This window comes from Halomonas marinisediminis, from assembly GCF_004347715.1.
Classification (GTDB): Bacteria; Pseudomonadota; Gammaproteobacteria; order Pseudomonadales; family Halomonadaceae; genus Halomonas; species Halomonas icarae.
Genome location: NZ_SLTR01000031.1, coordinates 1 through 14,994, shown reverse-complemented (window position 1 = coordinate 14,994; position 14,994 = coordinate 1). Strand labels below are relative to the sequence as shown.

At 62.8% G+C, this 14,994-nt stretch carries 11 protein-coding genes; 7 read left to right on the top strand and 4 right to left on the bottom strand.

Annotation, left to right across the window (positions count from 1 at the left end; genetic code table 11):
• Nucleotides 1-179 precede the first annotated feature (179 nt).
• From mmsB to E0702_RS15535, 4 genes are all read left to right on the top strand, one after another.
• Nucleotides 180-1,076, top strand: a complete 897-nt coding sequence (gene mmsB / locus E0702_RS15550) for a 3-hydroxyisobutyrate dehydrogenase (RefSeq protein WP_132045486.1) — start codon at nucleotides 180-182, stop codon at nucleotides 1,074-1,076.
• A 1,159-nt stretch (nucleotides 1,077-2,235) separates the two neighbouring features.
• On the top strand, nucleotides 2,236-2,886 hold the full coding sequence (locus tag E0702_RS15545; protein ID WP_132045484.1) for a tRNA-(ms[2]io[6]A)-hydroxylase: 651 nt from the start codon (nucleotides 2,236-2,238) through the stop codon (nucleotides 2,884-2,886).
• Between the two features lie 35 nt (nucleotides 2,887-2,921).
• Entirely contained in the window at nucleotides 2,922-6,920 is a 3,999-nt protein-coding gene (locus E0702_RS15540; protein WP_132045492.1) for an AAA family ATPase, read from the top strand.
• A 513-nt stretch (nucleotides 6,921-7,433) separates the two neighbouring features.
• Nucleotides 7,434-8,600 (top strand): nucleotide sugar dehydrogenase, encoded by a 1,167-nt coding sequence (locus tag E0702_RS15535; RefSeq protein ID WP_132045482.1) that lies wholly within the window; start codon nucleotides 7,434-7,436, stop codon nucleotides 8,598-8,600.
• Nucleotides 8,601-8,672: 72 nt separating this feature from the next.
• Here the strand turns inward: E0702_RS15535 and cysQ are convergent, their stop codons facing one another.
• The gene (gene cysQ / locus E0702_RS15530; protein WP_132045490.1) at nucleotides 8,673-9,458 is read right to left on the bottom strand and encodes a 3'(2'),5'-bisphosphate nucleotidase CysQ; all 786 of its coding nucleotides are present in this window, start codon (nucleotides 9,456-9,458) and stop codon (nucleotides 8,673-8,675) included.
• 457 nt (nucleotides 9,459-9,915) lie between these two features.
• Here cysQ and wecB point away from each other — a divergent pair, with 457 nt between their 5' ends.
• Together wecB and wecC are read left to right on the top strand one after the other, a co-directional pair.
• Entirely contained in the window at nucleotides 9,916-11,037 is a 1,122-nt protein-coding gene (wecB, locus tag E0702_RS15525) for a non-hydrolyzing UDP-N-acetylglucosamine 2-epimerase (RefSeq protein ID WP_306766924.1), read from the top strand.
• Nucleotides 11,038-11,095: 58 nt separating this feature from the next.
• On the top strand, nucleotides 11,096-12,370 hold the full coding sequence (gene wecC / locus E0702_RS15520) for a UDP-N-acetyl-D-mannosamine dehydrogenase (RefSeq protein ID WP_132045478.1): 1,275 nt from the start codon (nucleotides 11,096-11,098) through the stop codon (nucleotides 12,368-12,370).
• 85 nt (nucleotides 12,371-12,455) lie between these two features.
• Here the strand turns inward: wecC and E0702_RS15515 are convergent, their stop codons facing one another.
• Together E0702_RS15515 and E0702_RS15510 are read right to left on the bottom strand one after the other, a co-directional pair.
• Entirely contained in the window at nucleotides 12,456-13,004 is a 549-nt protein-coding gene (locus E0702_RS15515) for an IS3 family transposase (RefSeq protein ID WP_132045476.1), read from the bottom strand.
• On the bottom strand, nucleotides 12,956-13,165 hold the full coding sequence (locus E0702_RS15510; RefSeq protein ID WP_132045474.1) for an IS3 family transposase: 210 nt from the start codon (nucleotides 13,163-13,165) through the stop codon (nucleotides 12,956-12,958). The genes E0702_RS15515 and E0702_RS15510 overlap by 49 nt, the downstream gene beginning before the upstream one ends.
• A 203-nt stretch (nucleotides 13,166-13,368) precedes the next feature.
• Between E0702_RS15510 and E0702_RS15505 the strand changes: the two genes are divergently transcribed.
• On the top strand, nucleotides 13,369-14,487 hold the full coding sequence (locus tag E0702_RS15505) for an ISAs1 family transposase (protein ID WP_132045488.1): 1,119 nt from the start codon (nucleotides 13,369-13,371) through the stop codon (nucleotides 14,485-14,487).
• 70 nt (nucleotides 14,488-14,557) lie between these two features.
• Here E0702_RS15505 and E0702_RS15500 read toward each other — a convergent pair whose 3' ends face one another.
• Nucleotides 14,558-14,842, bottom strand: a complete 285-nt coding sequence (locus E0702_RS15500; RefSeq protein ID WP_132045472.1) for a transposase — start codon at nucleotides 14,840-14,842, stop codon at nucleotides 14,558-14,560.
• Between the last annotated feature and the right edge of the window lie 152 nt (nucleotides 14,843-14,994).

Below are 14,994 nucleotides of genomic sequence, written 5' to 3'. Positions count from 1 at the left end.
GACAAACCATGGGTTGGCCTCACTTGTGGGAGGCCGGCTCTGCCGGGCGAATGGCGCCGTAGGCGCCCCGCGGGTGTTGCCAAACAATGGGATGGCCTCACTTGTGGGAGGCCGGCTCTGCCGGGCGAATGGCGCCGTCAGGCGCCCTGATTGACCAAATTTCAAACAAGGAGAAAGACATGAATATCGCCTTTATCGGCCTCGGCAACATGGGGTCCCCCATGGCCAGCAACCTGGTCAAGGCCGGCCATAACGTTACCGTCTTCGACCTTGTCGAGAGCGCCATGCAGGCGCTGGAGAGCGAGGGTGCCAAGCGCGCCGAGTCCGCCGAGGCCGCCGCGAAGGGCGCCGAGGTGATCATCTCCATGCTGCCCGCCGGCGTTCACGTCAAGAGCCTCTACCTGGGGCGTGACGGTGGCCCTGGGCTGCTGGAAAGCCTGGAGAGCAAGCCGCTGATCATCGACGCCTCCACCATCTCGCCGGAGGATGCCCGCGAGGTGGCCGCCGCCGCCAGGGAGCGCGGCGTGACCTGGCTCGACGCCCCCGTCTCCGGCGGCGTAGGCGGTGCCAAGGCGGGTGCCCTGACCTTTATCGTCGGCGGTAGCGCCGAAGGCTTCGAGCAGGCCAGGCCGGTGCTCGAGGCCATGGGCAAGAATATCTTCCACGCCGGCGAGAGCGGCAGCGGTCAGGTCGCCAAGATCTGCAACAACATGCTGCTGGGTATCCTGATGAGTGGCACCGCCGAGGCCCTGGCGCTGGGGGTCAAGAATGGCATGGACCCGGCCGTGCTCTCCGAGATCATGAAGCAGAGCAGCGGCGGCAACTGGGCGCTCAACGTCTACAACCCCTGGCCCGGCGTCATGGAAGAGTCTGCCGCCAGCCGCGATTACCAGGGAGGCTTCCTCACCGACCTGATGGCCAAGGATCTCGGCCTCGCCTGGGAACTGGCGCTGGGCTCCAAATCCACTGTGCCCATGGGCTCCCAGGCCCGCAACCTCTTCGCCCTGCACAGTGCCCAGGGCAGCGGCAGCCTCGACTTCTCCAGCATCCAGAAGCTCTATCGCGAAGGAGAGTAAGGCCACGCCGCTTTGTGCAAGGCCGGCTTGGGCACCTGGTGTGAGGCAGGCTCCGCTGGGGGAATGGGCCTCTCATTAAAACTGGCCGGCTCGGGTGCCTGGTGGGAGGCCGGCTGTGCCGGGCGAATGGGCCTCTCATTAAAACTGGCCGGCTCGGGTGCCTGGTGGGAGGCCGGCTGTGCCGGGTGAATGGAGGCCAAAGGCCTCCCCGGAGGGGCCAGCATGTTTCGCAACACCGCTGGGGCGCCTGACGGCGCCTTCGCCCGGGAAACCCGGCCTCCCACCAGAAGCCATATGCCTTCTGCCATGGCTCACCGGCCTCCCATCACAAGCCGTAGGTCTCCTGCCACCAAGATCTACTTGGCTGGTGGTTGGGGCTGCTCTTGCTGATGGCCGGCTTGGGTGCCTGGTGGGAGGCCGGCTGTGCCGGGCGAATGGAGGCCGAAGGCCTCCCCGGAGGGGCCAGAGTGTTTCGCAACACCGCTGGGGCGCCTGACGGCGCCTTCGCCCGGGGAACCCAGCCTCCCACTTGTGCAAGGCCGCCTTGGGCACCTGGTGGGAGGCCGGCTGTGCCGGGCGAATGGAGGCCGAAGGCCTCGCCGGAGGTGCCAGCATGTTTCGCAACACCGCTGGGGCGCCTGACGGCGCCTTCGCCCGGGAAACCCGGCCTCCCACCAGAAGCCATATGCCTTCTGCCATGGCTCACCGGCCTCCCACCACATAGTTCCAAGTTTCCTGCCATGGCCCACTTGCCTCCCGCCTCAAGCCACCTGCTAACTGCCACCAAGGTCTACTTGGCTGGTGGTTGGGGCTGCTCTTGCTGATGGCCGGCTCGGGTGCCTGGTGGGAGGCCGGCTGTGCCGGGCGAATGGAGGCCGAAGGCCTCCCCGGAGGGGCCAGAGTGTTTCGCAACACCGCTGGGGCGCCTGACGGCGCCTTCGCCCGGGAAACCCGGCCTCCCACCAGAAGCCATATGCCTTCTGCCATGGCTCACCGGCCTCCCACCACATAGTTCCAAGTTTCCTGCCATGGCCCACTTGCCTCCCGCCTCAAGCCACCTGCTAACTGCCACCAAGGTCTAACGCCCTCCTATCCGAGGGCGCTTCGCGCTACCATAACGTTCTAACGTTATCTTCACCCGGTGAGACGCGAACCGATCATGTCCGAGACCCTGTCCGAGCCCGGCGCCGTCAAGAGCGATGCCGAGGCGTTGCTGTCCGATGAGTTGCTGGCGTTCCTTGGCTGCCGTACCCCCGATGCCTGGGTGGCGTGGGCGCTGGAGAACCCCGAGCTACTGTTGATCGACCACGCCCAGTGCGAGAAGAAGGCGGCCTCTACCGCCATGAGCCTGCTCTACCGCTATGTGGACCAACCGCTGCTGCTGACCAAGATGAGCCAGCTGGCCCGCGAGGAGCTGCTGCACTTCGAGCAGGTGGTCAAGCTGATGGAGGCCCGGGGCATCGTCTATCGTCATCTCACAGCCTCGCGCTATGCCGAGGGGCTGCGTCGCCATGTGCGCGCCAATGACCCCGAGCGGTTGGTCGATATCCTGATCATCGGCGCCCTGATCGAGGCGCGCAGCTGCGAGCGCTTCGCGCGGCTGATTCCTCACCTGGATAAGGAACTTGCCAAGTTCTATCGCACTCTGGTTAAGTCAGAGGGGCGCCACTACGAGGATTACCTGATGCTGGCACGGCATCTCAGCGACGCTCCTGTGGAGTCACGCATTGCCTTCTTCGCCGCGCGCGAAGCTGAGCTGATACAAGAGCCGGATACGGCCTTTCGTTTTCACAGCGGTGTGCCGGCCTGATCCCGGCTAGCCGTCAAGGACGCAGGAATACCATGATGCGGGATGCTTCCGACGCAGCCGATACCCCTACCGCGGTGCGGTTGACACTCTTCGGCCACTTCTCGCTCTCTCTCGGCGAGGACGCGCTGACCCAGTTCAGCTACGACAAGGTCAAGGCGCTGCTGGTCTACCTGCTGCTGCACCACCAGCCGGTCAGTCGCGCGACCCTGGCAGAGCTGCTCTGGCCCGACCAGGGGCTCTCGTCGGGACGCACCAATCTGCGCCATGCGCTGCACTGCCTGCGCCAATCATTGGGAGAGCACGCCGACGAGGTGCTGGTCGTCTCCCGTCAGACCATCGCCTTCCAGCTGCCTTCGCACTGGAGCCTCGATCTGCACGATATCCACCAGCTGCTCGATGGTGAGCGCGACCTGGCGACCCTGGAATCCCTGCTCGCGCACTACCAGGGTGACCTGGTGGGGGAGTTGCAGATCAGCCACTGCCCCGAGTTTCAGCGCTGGCTGGTGCAGGTGCGCAACGACTGGCGTCAGCGGGTGATTCGCTTCGCCGAAGGGGTGCTGGAGCGCTTCGATAGCGTGCCCGATACGCTGCTCGAGGAGCTGGTCAATCGCTTCTCGGGCTACGGCCCCTTCCACGAGCGCCTGGTTCGCCAGCTCGCCGAACAGGGCCAGCTGGCTGCGGCCCATGAGCAGTACAACGCCTATCTGCAGCTGCTGGCGCTCTCCGGCCAGCAGCCCGAGGCCGGCTTCCTGCAGCTGGCGCGCTACTGGTCCGACGCTCAGTCCGATGCCAGCGCCGCCGCCGGCCTCGGCTTCTCGCGCACTCTCGCCCCGGACAGCTCGCCGCTGCGGGAAGACGAGATCGAGCAGCGTCAGCTCTCGGTGATGGCCATCCGCCTGCGTCTCAAGGCCGATCTCTCGACCCGCTCCTCCAGCCGCACCTGCCTGATGCTGCAGTTCGAGTTGATGCGCTGGCTGGAGGAGCAGTGCCACCACCTGGGGGGCTTCTGGTTGCCCGGCGCCACCGGCGGGCTGGGGCTGGCCTGCTTCGGCACCCACGGCCCGACGCATCAGCTGGCCGAGCTGGTGGCGCTCTATGAACACTGCCGCCGCATGCTGCCGGAGGAATCGGCGCGCCACTGGACGGGGGAGGGCGAGCCGCCGCTTATCGAGCTCGCCGCCGGCCTCAACAGCGGCCGAGTGATCTATCTGCCCGAGCGCCGCCTGGTCGACCCGCTGGGACAGGTCACCCAGGGCTCGCTTGAGTTGATGAGCGCCGCCGAAGGCAACGAGCTGGTGATCTCCCAGGAGGCCAGCCAGCATATGCCGCCGGCGCTCGACCTGCAGCCACGGCTGAGCTCACGCCTGGTGGCCAGCGATGGCCGGGTGCGCCTGCGGGCTCTGGTGCTTGGTGCGAATGAAGGCGGACGCGAAGCCCTGCCGCCGAGCCTGGTCGGACGCGAGACCCAGCTGCGCACGCTGCGCGACGCCCTGGCCCGTGCCGGCATCGGCCTGCGCCAGAGCGTGCTGGTTCGCGGCCCCTCGGGCATGGGCAAGTCGGCACTGATGGTCGGCTTCCGCCAGCTCGAGCAGAGCCGCGATGCCGCCATCTGCTGGCAGCCCACCACGCGGCTCTCGGTGCAGGAGCCCTACGGGGTGGCACGCAAGCTGCTGCGCTGGCATCTGGGGCGCGACCTGGATATCAAGAGCCAGGATATCAAGAGCCAGGATATCAAGCGCCAGGATGCCAGGCGTCAGGATATCAGGCGCCAGGATAACGACCACCTGGATGCCGAGAGCCTGGCCAACCTGTGCCAGCGCCTGGGGTTGCCGGAACCCGATGAGGCCCGCCGAACGCTGCTCGAGGACGCCATGGGGGTCCATGAGTCGCGTGTCGGCAACGAGCACGCCCAGAGCGGCGAGGCGGTGGATCTGGTGGTGGACCTGGTCCAGCGTCTGATCGGCCAGATCGCCGTCGAGCGTACCCTGGTGCTGATGATCGACGATCTGCAGTGGCTCGACGAGCTCAGCCTCAAGGTGCTGGCGGGGTTGCAGGCGCGTCTGCCCATCAACTGCGCCTTCATGCTGGTGGCCAGCCACCATGGCCGCGAAGGGCTGCCCGCCAAGCTGCACTGGGACCAGCAGGTCAGCCTCGGCAAGCTCGACGCCATGCACGCCTCGCGGCTGCTCTCCCAGCTGGCCCGGCGCTATCGCCTGCACATCAGCCCCCGCCTGCGCGGCCAGATCATCGAGCGCTGCGACGGCGTGCCGCTCTATCTTCAGGAGATCGTGCGGCGTGTCGAGATGGATCGTCGCGAGGGGCGCAGCGTGCAGCTCGACGAGCTGCCCCACGGCCTGCTCGGTCTGCTGGCCAGTCGCATCGACCAGCTCGATGGCGATCGAGAGGTGGCGCATATCGCCGCGGTGCTGGGGCGCCGCTTCCGCTACGACTTCCTGGCCGAGTGCAGCGAGTTCGACGGCCAGCGCCTGACGCGTGCCCTCGAGCAGATGCGTCACCTGGATATCATCGAGCCCGCCGAGGGCGACGACACCGGCCGCGAGTTCCAGTTTACCCATCAGCTGCTGCAGGAGGCGGCCTATCTCTCCTGCCCGCGCGATGTACGTACCGCCATCCACCGCCAGGTGGTCGCGCTGATCGAGGAGCGCTTCCCGATGTGGATCAGTCGCCACCCGGGCGACTTCGCTACCCATCTGCGGCGCAGCGGCCACTACGCCCGCGGCGCCCGCTACTACGAGCTGGCGGCCCGCGAGGCGCTCAAGGTCAGCGCCAATCGTACCGCGCTGAAGATGGCCGACCTTGGCCTGGTCAGCCTGCGCCAGGTAGAGGGCCAGACCGAACGCGAGATCAGCCTGCTGACGGTGCGCGGCCAGGCGGCCTTCGCCCTGGAGGGGCATGGCTCACCCACCGCCCACGAGAGCTTCGTGCGCGCCCGCGAGCTGATCAAGGCGCTGGCCGAGGAGGGCGAGAGCGTCGACCTGGAGCAGGCCTTCCTGGTCAAGTGGGGGCTCTGGGTGGGCTGCAGCCAGCGCCACGCCCATGCCGACGCCTTCCGCCTGGCCGCCGCCCTGGCCGACCTCGCCCGCAAGATCGGCGATGTGCGCTATGCCCGCCTCGCCGAATATGCCCAGGCCAGCTGTGAATACTGGGCCGGGCGTATCCCGCTCGCCCATGACCATCTCGACGAGATCAATCCCCTCGAGTCGGAGATGATGATCGATTGGCTGCCGTTCTCCGACCACCCCCAGGTGGCCGCGGCCTGCTTCCAGGGCTGGGCACTCTGCCTGCGCGGCGACTACCGCCGCGCCGAGTCCCAGGTCGAGTCGGCGATTCGCCTCGCCGAACGCATCGGCCACCCCGGCAGCCTGGCCATGGCGCTGCTGTATGCCGCCACGCTCTACCGTCAGCTGGGTCATGTGCACCTGGCGACCGACCGCGCCGAGCGCGCCCATCGGTTGACCGGCACCCCCGATCTGCACCTGTGGCAGGTGGCGGCCAGAAGCGTGCTTGGCTGGCAGCGGGCCATCGCCGGTGATCGTGAGGGCCTTGCCAAGGTCGATGCCACCCTCGAGGAGCTCACCGAGCTGACCGGGCGCGACCACTACGCCCGCCCCTCGCTATGGTATGTCGATGCCTGCATGGCGCTGGGCGAGTACGCCCGCGCCGAGGAGTATCTCGACCAGGCCCTGGTGCTCGCTCGCGAGCGCTCCACGCTGTTTGTGCCCGAGCTCGCCATCCAGCTGGCCCGGGTGCGCCACCGCCTCGGTCATTCTCGGGAAGAGCTGGTGGCGCTGATCGAACTGGCCCTGAACGATGCCCGCGAGGATGGCAACCTGCATCTGCAGATCATCGCCCTGGAGGCCTGGCTGACCCTGGTCGACCCCGCCGACGCCAATGCCCGGCAGGAGTTCCGCCGGCTGCTCGCCGAGATCAGCTACAGCGACGCCCCCATCCTCACCCGCTGGCACAGCCTGCTCGACCGCGCCCAGCCCCGAGCCGTGGATACCGCCCTGTAGCCCTGTGTTGTCGGAGGAGCTGGTCCGCCGAAGCGGTTTCGCATCGCGACGGCAGGCTGGGTTTCATTGTGGGAGGTCGGCTCTCATTGAGGGATGCCGAGGCGCCGGGGCTCATTGTGGGAGGCCGGGGCTCATTGAGGGAGGCCGAGGCTCATTGAGGGAGGCCGGGGTTCATTGTGGGAGGCCGGCTCTCATTGAGGGAGGCCGGGGCTCATTGTGGGAGGCCGGGGCTCACTGTGGGAGGCCGGCTCTGCCGGGCGAATGGAGGCCGCAGGCCTCCCTGGGTGGGACTCCCGGAGTCAACGGGTTCATCGCAAACTGGCGTGAATCCCTTCGGCAGTGAGTATTGGGAAGCCGGAGCTCATTGTGGGAGGCCGGCTCTCATTGCGGGAGATCGGGGCTTATTGTGGGAGGCCGGCTCTGCCGGGCGAATGGAGGCCGCAGGCCTCCCCGGCTGGGCGTCACCCTGCGATGAATCAATCACTGACGTAACGAACACAGAAAGGAATCGCCATGAAGATCGCCATCGCCGGTACCGGCTATGTGGGCCTCTCCAATGCCATGCTGCTGGCCCAGCACAATGATGTGGTCGCGCTGGATGTTGTTCCGGAGAAGGTCGAGTCCCTCAATGCCGGCATCTCGCCCATCGAAGATGCCGAGATCAGCGAGTTTCTCGCCAACCGAGCGCTCTCCTTCACGGCCACCCTCGACAAGGAAGCCGCCTACCGGGAGGCGGACTTCGTCCTGATCGCCACGCCCACCGACTACGACCCGCGCACCAACCACTTCGATACCTCCAGCGTCGAGGCGGTGATCCAGGATGTGCGCGACATCAACCCCGCCGCGGTGATGGTGATCAAGTCCACCGTGCCGGTGGGCTTCACCGCCGACGCCTGCCGCCGCTATGGCACCGAGAACCTGCTCTTCTCGCCGGAGTTTCTGCGTGAGGGCAGGGCGCTCTACGACAACCTCCACCCCTCGCGGATCATCGTGGGCGAACGCTCCGCTCGCGCCGAGGCGTTTGCGGGACTGCTGACCGAGGGCGCGGTGAAGGAGGAGATCCCGGTGCTGTTTACCAACAGCACCGAAGCCGAGGCGATCAAGCTGTTCGCCAACACCTTCCTCGCCATGCGGGTGGCCTACTTCAACGAGCTGGATACCTACGCCGAGACCCATGGCCTGGATACCCGCCAGATCATCGAGGGGGTGGGGCTCGACCCGCGCATCGGCAGCCACTACAACAACCCGAGCTTCGGTTACGGTGGCTACTGCCTGCCCAAGGACACCAAGCAGCTGCTGGCCAACTATGAGAACGTGCCCAGCAATATGATCCAGGCGGTGGTGGATGCCAACCGCACCCGCAAGGACTTTATCGCCGAGCAGGTGCTGGCGCGCCGACCGAGTGTAGTGGGGGTCTACCGCTTGATCATGAAATCCGGCTCCGACAACTTCCGCGCCAGCGCCATGCAGGGGGTGATGAAGCGCCTCAAGGCCAAGGGCATCGAGGTGATCGTCTATGAGCCGGTGCTCGAGGAGGAGGCCTTCTTCGGCTCCCGGGTGCTGCGCGACCTCGACGCCTTCAAGGCGGAGGCCGAGGTGATCCTGAGCAATCGCATGGCCGAGGAGCTCACCGATGTGGCGGAGAAGGTCTACACCCGGGATCTCTTCGGCAGCGACTGAGTCGGTATGGCGGTCGGGACAGTACGGGTCGGAACAGCCCAGGTTGAGACTGTCCCGCCCTATCTACCTCTATCAGTGGCCCCAGACGATAAAGTGGGGATTCAGCGTCTCGCCGGGTGTGGCGTAGCCGAGCGGCTCGCCCTCCAGGGTCACCACCCGACCGCCGGCCTGCTCGACCACCGCCTGGGCGGCGGCGGTATCCCACAGGCAGGTAGGCCCGAGGCGCGGGTAGACATCCGCCACGCCTTCGGCGATCAGGCATAGCTTCAGCGAGCTGCCCATGGGCACCATGTCGTGGCTGCCGAGCGTCTCCAGCCATTCGGCCAGATCGGGGCTCGGGTGGGAACGACTGCCGACCACGCGCCACGTCGCACCCTCGGCGGGCCTGCCGGCGACGCGAATCGCCTGGCGCTGGTTGGCCTTGCCTTCGCCCCACTCGACCTTGAACGCCCCCACGCCCTGGGCGGCGAGATAGGAGACCTCAAGCGCCGGGGCGACCACCACGCCCAGCACCGGTCGGCCATTCTCGATCAGCGCGATATTGACGGTGAACTCGCCATTGCGTTTGATGAATTCCTTGGTGCCATCCAGCGGATCCACCAGCCAGTATCGGCCATTGGCATCGGCACCGGCGAAGCCTTCGGTATCCTCCTCGGAGAGTACGGGTATACTCTCGGGCAGCGCGTTCAGCCCCGCCACGATCACCTCGTGGGCCGCCTTGTCCGCCTCGGTCAGCGGGCTCTTGTCCGCCTTCTCCTCAATGGCGAAGTCGCGGTAGTAGATGGCCATGATGGCATCGCCGGCCTTGAGGCCGAGGCGCTCGGCGGCGTCGAGCAATTCGGAAAGGTGCAATGACATAAAGGTCTCGATGGTTGATGGGCTGTAGGGGAGGCCGGTCCGACGTTTCGGCTCTGCATCGTGACTGGTACCGGAGTAGCCTGGAGGAGCTGGCAGCAGTACGGTGGACATGGACCGCCTCCTCATCATCTCAAGGCTTGAGGTCGTCGGAAATCCCGACATGATACAACCCTGCTTTTTTGATGTGCTGAGCTAGAGGGCGGTATTGGCTCAGGGAGGGGCGCCATTACCAGGCAGCGAAAGATTGCTGCCTTCGGTCCTACCATTCCGTACGCTATTGCTTCTCAGCGTGGAGCCGAAAGGCAGAGTTGCGTAGAATAGCGCGCTACCAATGACGATCGGCTTTGTGCCAGGCACGCGCCGATGTCTCTATGTATTAGGGCATGGGAATCGTCCGGAATAATCCTCGGGCGGTAGCGTGCCTGTTTACTACATACTTAAGGTTTAGCTCATGCCCATCAGAATCCTCAGCGTCTTCGGTACGCGTCCCGAAGCTATCAAAATGGCGCCCCTTGCCCTTTCTCTAGCCGCCGACGACAGGTTCGAGGCGCAGGTATGCGTTACTGGCCAGCATCGCGAAATGCTGGATCAGGTGCTCGAGTTGTTCGGTTTGACGCCCGAGCACGACCTAAACATCATGAAGCCGGGGCAGGATCTCACCGACGTCACCACCGCGATCCTGCAAGGTATGAAAAGCGTGTTGGCTGAGGTCAAACCCGATATTGTGTTGGTACATGGCGACACGGCAACAACCTTTGCCACCACGTTGGCCGCCTATTATCAGAAAATTCCCGTGGGACATGTGGAGGCTGGGCTGCGTACCGGCAACATTTACTCCCCATGGCCTGAAGAGGCCAACCGTAAATTGACTGGCACCCTAGCCGAGTTGCACTTCGCTCCCACCGAGCGGTCAAGCCGGAATCTCATAGAGGAGGGTATTGCGCCAGCCAAGGTACATGTCACTGGTAACACCGTAATTGATGCACTACTGGAAGTAGTGCAAAAACTCGAGAATAGCGAACGGTTCCAGCAGCAGTTCGCTAAGCAGTTCGATTTCCTGAATGCCAACCGCAAGTTGATTCTGGTCACGGGGCACCGTCGTGAGAGCTTCGGAGGTGGTTTCGAGAGAATCTGCCGGGCGCTTCATGATACTGCCGTCGCACATCCAGATATTCAGATCGTATATCCGGTTCACCTCAACCCCAATGTGCTCGAGCCCGTAAAACGGCTGCTTTCCGACATTGGTAATGTGCACCTGATCGAGCCGCTAGACTATCTGCCGTTCGTCTACCTGATGAACCGTGCTCACCTCATTCTTACCGATTCCGGTGGTATTCAAGAAGAGGCCCCGTCCCTAGGTAAGCCTGTGTTGGTAATGCGCGATACCACTGAACGCCCCGAGGCGGTAGATGCCGGTACCGTCAAGCTGGTTGGAACTGACATCGATCGCATTGTCGGTGAGCTGCACACCCTACTGACCGACAGCAAGGCCTATGAAGCCATGAGCTATGCCCACAACCCCTACGGGGACGGCAAAGCCTGTAGCCGCATTCTCGAGACGCTGGTCGCCACCCTCTAGTGTCGAGCCCGCACCGTTACACATTCCCAGCAACGCTTTACTATTTTTGGACCGATTCATGAACTACGATACCATCTCCGTTATTGGACTCGGATACATCGGCTTGCCGACAGCCGCCGTCATTGCCTCTCGACGCAAGTGTGTAATTGGTGTGGATGTGAACCAACACGCCGTTGATACCATCAACCGTGGGGACGTCCATATCGTCGAGCCCGAACTGGATATCGTGGTTCATGCTGCTGTGAAGGAAGGATACCTGCGGGCGACGACCCGCCCCGAGCCGGCGGATGCTTTCCTGATTGCCGTTCCCACCCCGTTCAAGGCAGAGAACGGCAATGACCATGTGCCGGACCTTGCCTATATAGAGTCGGCAAGCAAGGCCGTTGCACAGGTGCTGAAGGCGGGTGACCTGGTGATCCTGGAATCCACCTCGCCGGTGGGTGCCACCGAACAGATGGCGGCCTGGATGGCCGAAGCACGGCCCGATCTCACCTTTCCGCAGACCCATGGGGAAGCATCCGATATCCGTATCGCCCATTGCCCCGAGCGTGTGCTGCCCGGCCATGTGGTGCGTGAGCTGGTGGAGAACGACCGGGTGATCGGCGGCATGACCGCCAAGTGCTCTGCGGCGGCCACTGCGCTCTACCAGATCTTCGTGGAAGGGGAGTGCATCACCACCACGGCTCGCACCGCCGAGATGGCCAAGCTCACCGAGAACAGCTTCCGCGACGTGAACATCGCCTTCGCCAATGAACTCTCTATCATCTGCGACAAGATCGATATCAGCATATGGGAGTTGATTCGCCTGGCCAACCTTCATCCGCGGGTCAACATCCTGCAACCTGGCCCGGGAGTTGGCGGCCACTGCATCGCCGTGGACCCCTGGTTCATTGTCAGCGAGACACCGGATGAGGCACGCTTGATTCGCACTGCCAGGGAAGTCAACGATTACAAGCCGCAATGGGTGATCGATAAGGTCAACGAGGCCGTGGGCAAGACCCTGATAGACCGTCCCAATAAGACTGCAAGTGACATTAGTGTCGCTTGCCTTGGATTGGCCTTCAAAGCGGACATAGATGACCTTCGCGAGAGTCCTGCTCTCAAGATCGCCGAAGATATCAAAGAGCGTCATCCAGGCAAGGTCTTTATGGTGGAGCCTAATATTGAGGAGGGTGAAACCAGCTCCAGCTTAAGTGAAATTTCAGATGCCGTTTCCCAAGCGGATGTTGTGGTTGTGCTTGTGGATCACAAGCAGTTCCGAGAAGAGCAGATCATCGCGCTGTTGAAACAAAAAAGTAATGTGATTGATACGCGTGGTATGCTGCATGGCTAATCATTGGTTGCCAGTGAGTGAAGTTGTCCCCATCCTTCGGACCACCTGACAGGTCAGCTAAGCTCGGATCGGGTCATCATCGGCGTCAGGCCGCCTGTTTCACTGGTTGGGGGAAGTACATCTCATCTGGTGTCGCATCGTCCAGTTCTTGGTGGGGTCGCTCCCGGTTGTACCACGCGAAGTAGTTCCTCATCGCTCGCTTCAGGTGAGTGCCGTCCTCAAACGCCGTCAGGTACACGCATTCGTACATCACCCTTCGCCAGAGCTGCTCCACGAAGATGTTATCCCGGTAGCAGCTCTTGCCGTCCATGCTGATGGCCACGCCGTGACCCTCGAGGACGTTGGTGAAGGCCTGGCTGGTGAATTGGCATCCTTGATCGCTATTGAAGATCTCCGGCAGCCCATAACGTGCCAGCGCTTCTTCTAGGGCATCAACACATAAGTCGGTGTCCAGCGTGTTGGAGACTTGCCAGGACAACACTCGACGACTGTGCCAGTCCATCACTGCCACCAGATACATGAACCCACGTGTTAACGGAAGGTAGCTGATGTCGGTCGCCCACACCTGATTCGGCCGATCGATCGTCAGTCCACGTAGCCGGTAGGGATAGATTCGATGCTCTTTACCCGGCAAGCTGGTGGAGGCCTCGGATAGACGGCCTGGAGCCCCATCTGACGCATCAGGCGACGCACTCGCTTGCGGTTAACCCGGTAGCCCTGCCGATTGAGATGGACGGTCATCCGGCGTGATCCGTAAACCGGCGTCAGCAGGTGTTGTTCATCGATCAGGCGCATCAGCACTAGATCCTCGGCCGGCCACTCTCGCTTCTGGTAGTAAAGCGAGGAACGACTGCTACTCAGCAGCTGACACTGCCGTCTCAGACTCGGAGTGGCTGACAGGGAAAATGCATGAAAAACCGCTCTACGACGGGCTTCGTAGCGCTTTACCAGTAGGAGCTTATGTGGTCATCTAGCAGCTTTTGCTCATGGATGATCCGATGCTGACACCGTCTCTTATGAACCATTTATCGATCGTTCCCGACTTCCGCCAAAGCTGGAAAGTGCAGCATCAGCTGTCTGACATCCTGTTTCTGACGGTCTGCGCGGTGATCTGTGGTGCAGAAGGTTGGGACGAGATAGAGGATTTTGGCCACGCGAAGCTCGATTTTCTGCGACAGTACGGCGATTTTGAAGCTGGTGTCCCAAGCCACGACACCTTGGCCAGGGTGATGGCCCTGGTCAATGCCGAGCAGCTGCAATCTGCGTTCGCCGAGTGGATGAAGGCCTGCCATGACGTGAGTGAGGGCGCAGTGGTGGCCATCGATGGCAAGACGTTGCGCGGCTCGTATTGCCGTGGCAAGAACAAGGGTGCCATCCACATGGTCAGTGCCTTCAGCGCGGCCAATGGCGTTGTGCTGGGGCAGGTCAAGACGGCACAAAAATCCAACGAGATTACGGCGATTCCTGAGCTCCTAAAGCTGCTCAATCTGCAAGGCTGCCTGGTAACGATCGATGCCATGGGTTGCCAGAAAAAGATCGCTACTCAGGTCCTACAGAAGGGGGCTGATTATCTGTTGTCAGTGAAGGGAAATCAGCCGGCCTTGGCTGACGCCTTCGAAAGAGCGTTCCCCATAGCTAAGGTGGCGAATTTTGAGGGGGATGCCTATGTCACAGATGAGAAGAACCGAGGCCGGCAAGAGACGCGCTATCACATAGTGAGTGAGCTTACCGAAGAATTTCAGGAGCTTAGCTATGAGTGGCCAGGCTTAAAAACGGTGGGAGTGGTGATGAGCTTCCGACAAGAGGGTGATGAAGCCCCGGAGGAGCCGATGATCCGCTACTACATCAGCTCAGCTGATCTCAGCGCTAAAAAGCTCGCCGAGGCGGCTCGGCAGCACTGGCATATTGAGGCAAAGCTTCACTGGTCTTTGGACGTAGCGCTGCGTGAGGATGCCTGCAAAATCCATCGCGGCCAGGCGGCAGAAAACCTTGCCAGGGTTCGGCATATCGCGCTGAATTACCTGAAAGGGGAGACGTCTTTCAAGGGCGGAATCCGGCGAAAACAGAAGAAAGCGGCGCTGGATGAGACGTACCTTGCCGACATTCTCGCGGTGTAGGATTTTTCATGCGTTTTCCCTGGAGTGGCTGAAGATGGCGGCTCGATCATGGCCAGGCGCTGCGCCCGGCTCAACGATCGAGCCTGCGTGATAAAAAATCCCGTTCTACCGTCAACTTACCGATCTCGCGGTAGAGGATATCGATCTCCTCTTGGTTCTTCTGAGCGGCCTTGCCACTGGTGCTGTCGAAGATGCCAGCGGCGTTGTCCAGCAGTTCACGCTTCCACTGGCTCACCATGGACGGGTGCACCTCGAAGCGAGCCGCCAGCGCCGAGGTGGTCTCATCGCCCTTTAGCGCAGCGAGGGCCACCTTGGCTTTGAACTCGTTGCTGTACTGCCGACGTTTTTTGCTCATGATGTTCTGGTCAAGTCAGAGCGGACACATTTTCAAGCGACAGCTGCCAATTCAATCTCCCTCGGCGTCTGGTAGCCCAGGGTCGAGTCCTAATCCCCGGATAGCAGTGATAGAACCGTTCGACCACTGGGATCGGGTGGTCGATCTCCCGA

Bases quoted from the DNA above. Each gene is read 5' to 3' on its own strand.
- mmsB (WP_132045486.1), top strand. From the start codon at position 180: ATGAATATCGCCTTTATCGGCCTCGGCAACATGGGGTCCCCCATGGCC.
- E0702_RS15545 (WP_132045484.1), top strand. From the start codon at position 2,236: ATGTCCGAGACCCTGTCCGAGCCCGGCGCCGTCAAGAGCGATGCCGAG.
- E0702_RS15540 (WP_132045492.1), top strand. From the start codon at position 2,922: ATGCGGGATGCTTCCGACGCAGCCGATACCCCTACCGCGGTGCGGTTG.
- E0702_RS15535 (WP_132045482.1), top strand. From the start codon at position 7,434: ATGAAGATCGCCATCGCCGGTACCGGCTATGTGGGCCTCTCCAATGCC.
- cysQ (WP_132045490.1), bottom strand. From the start codon at position 9,458: ATGTCATTGCACCTTTCCGAATTGCTCGACGCCGCCGAGCGCCTCGGC.
- wecC (WP_132045478.1), top strand. From the start codon at position 11,096: ATGAACTACGATACCATCTCCGTTATTGGACTCGGATACATCGGCTTG.
- E0702_RS15510 (WP_132045474.1), bottom strand. From the start codon at position 13,165: ATGCGCCTGATCGATGAACAACACCTGCTGACGCCGGTTTACGGATCA.
- E0702_RS15505 (WP_132045488.1), top strand. From the start codon at position 13,369: ATGCTGACACCGTCTCTTATGAACCATTTATCGATCGTTCCCGACTTC.
- E0702_RS15500 (WP_132045472.1), bottom strand. From the start codon at position 14,842: ATGAGCAAAAAACGTCGGCAGTACAGCAACGAGTTCAAAGCCAAGGTG.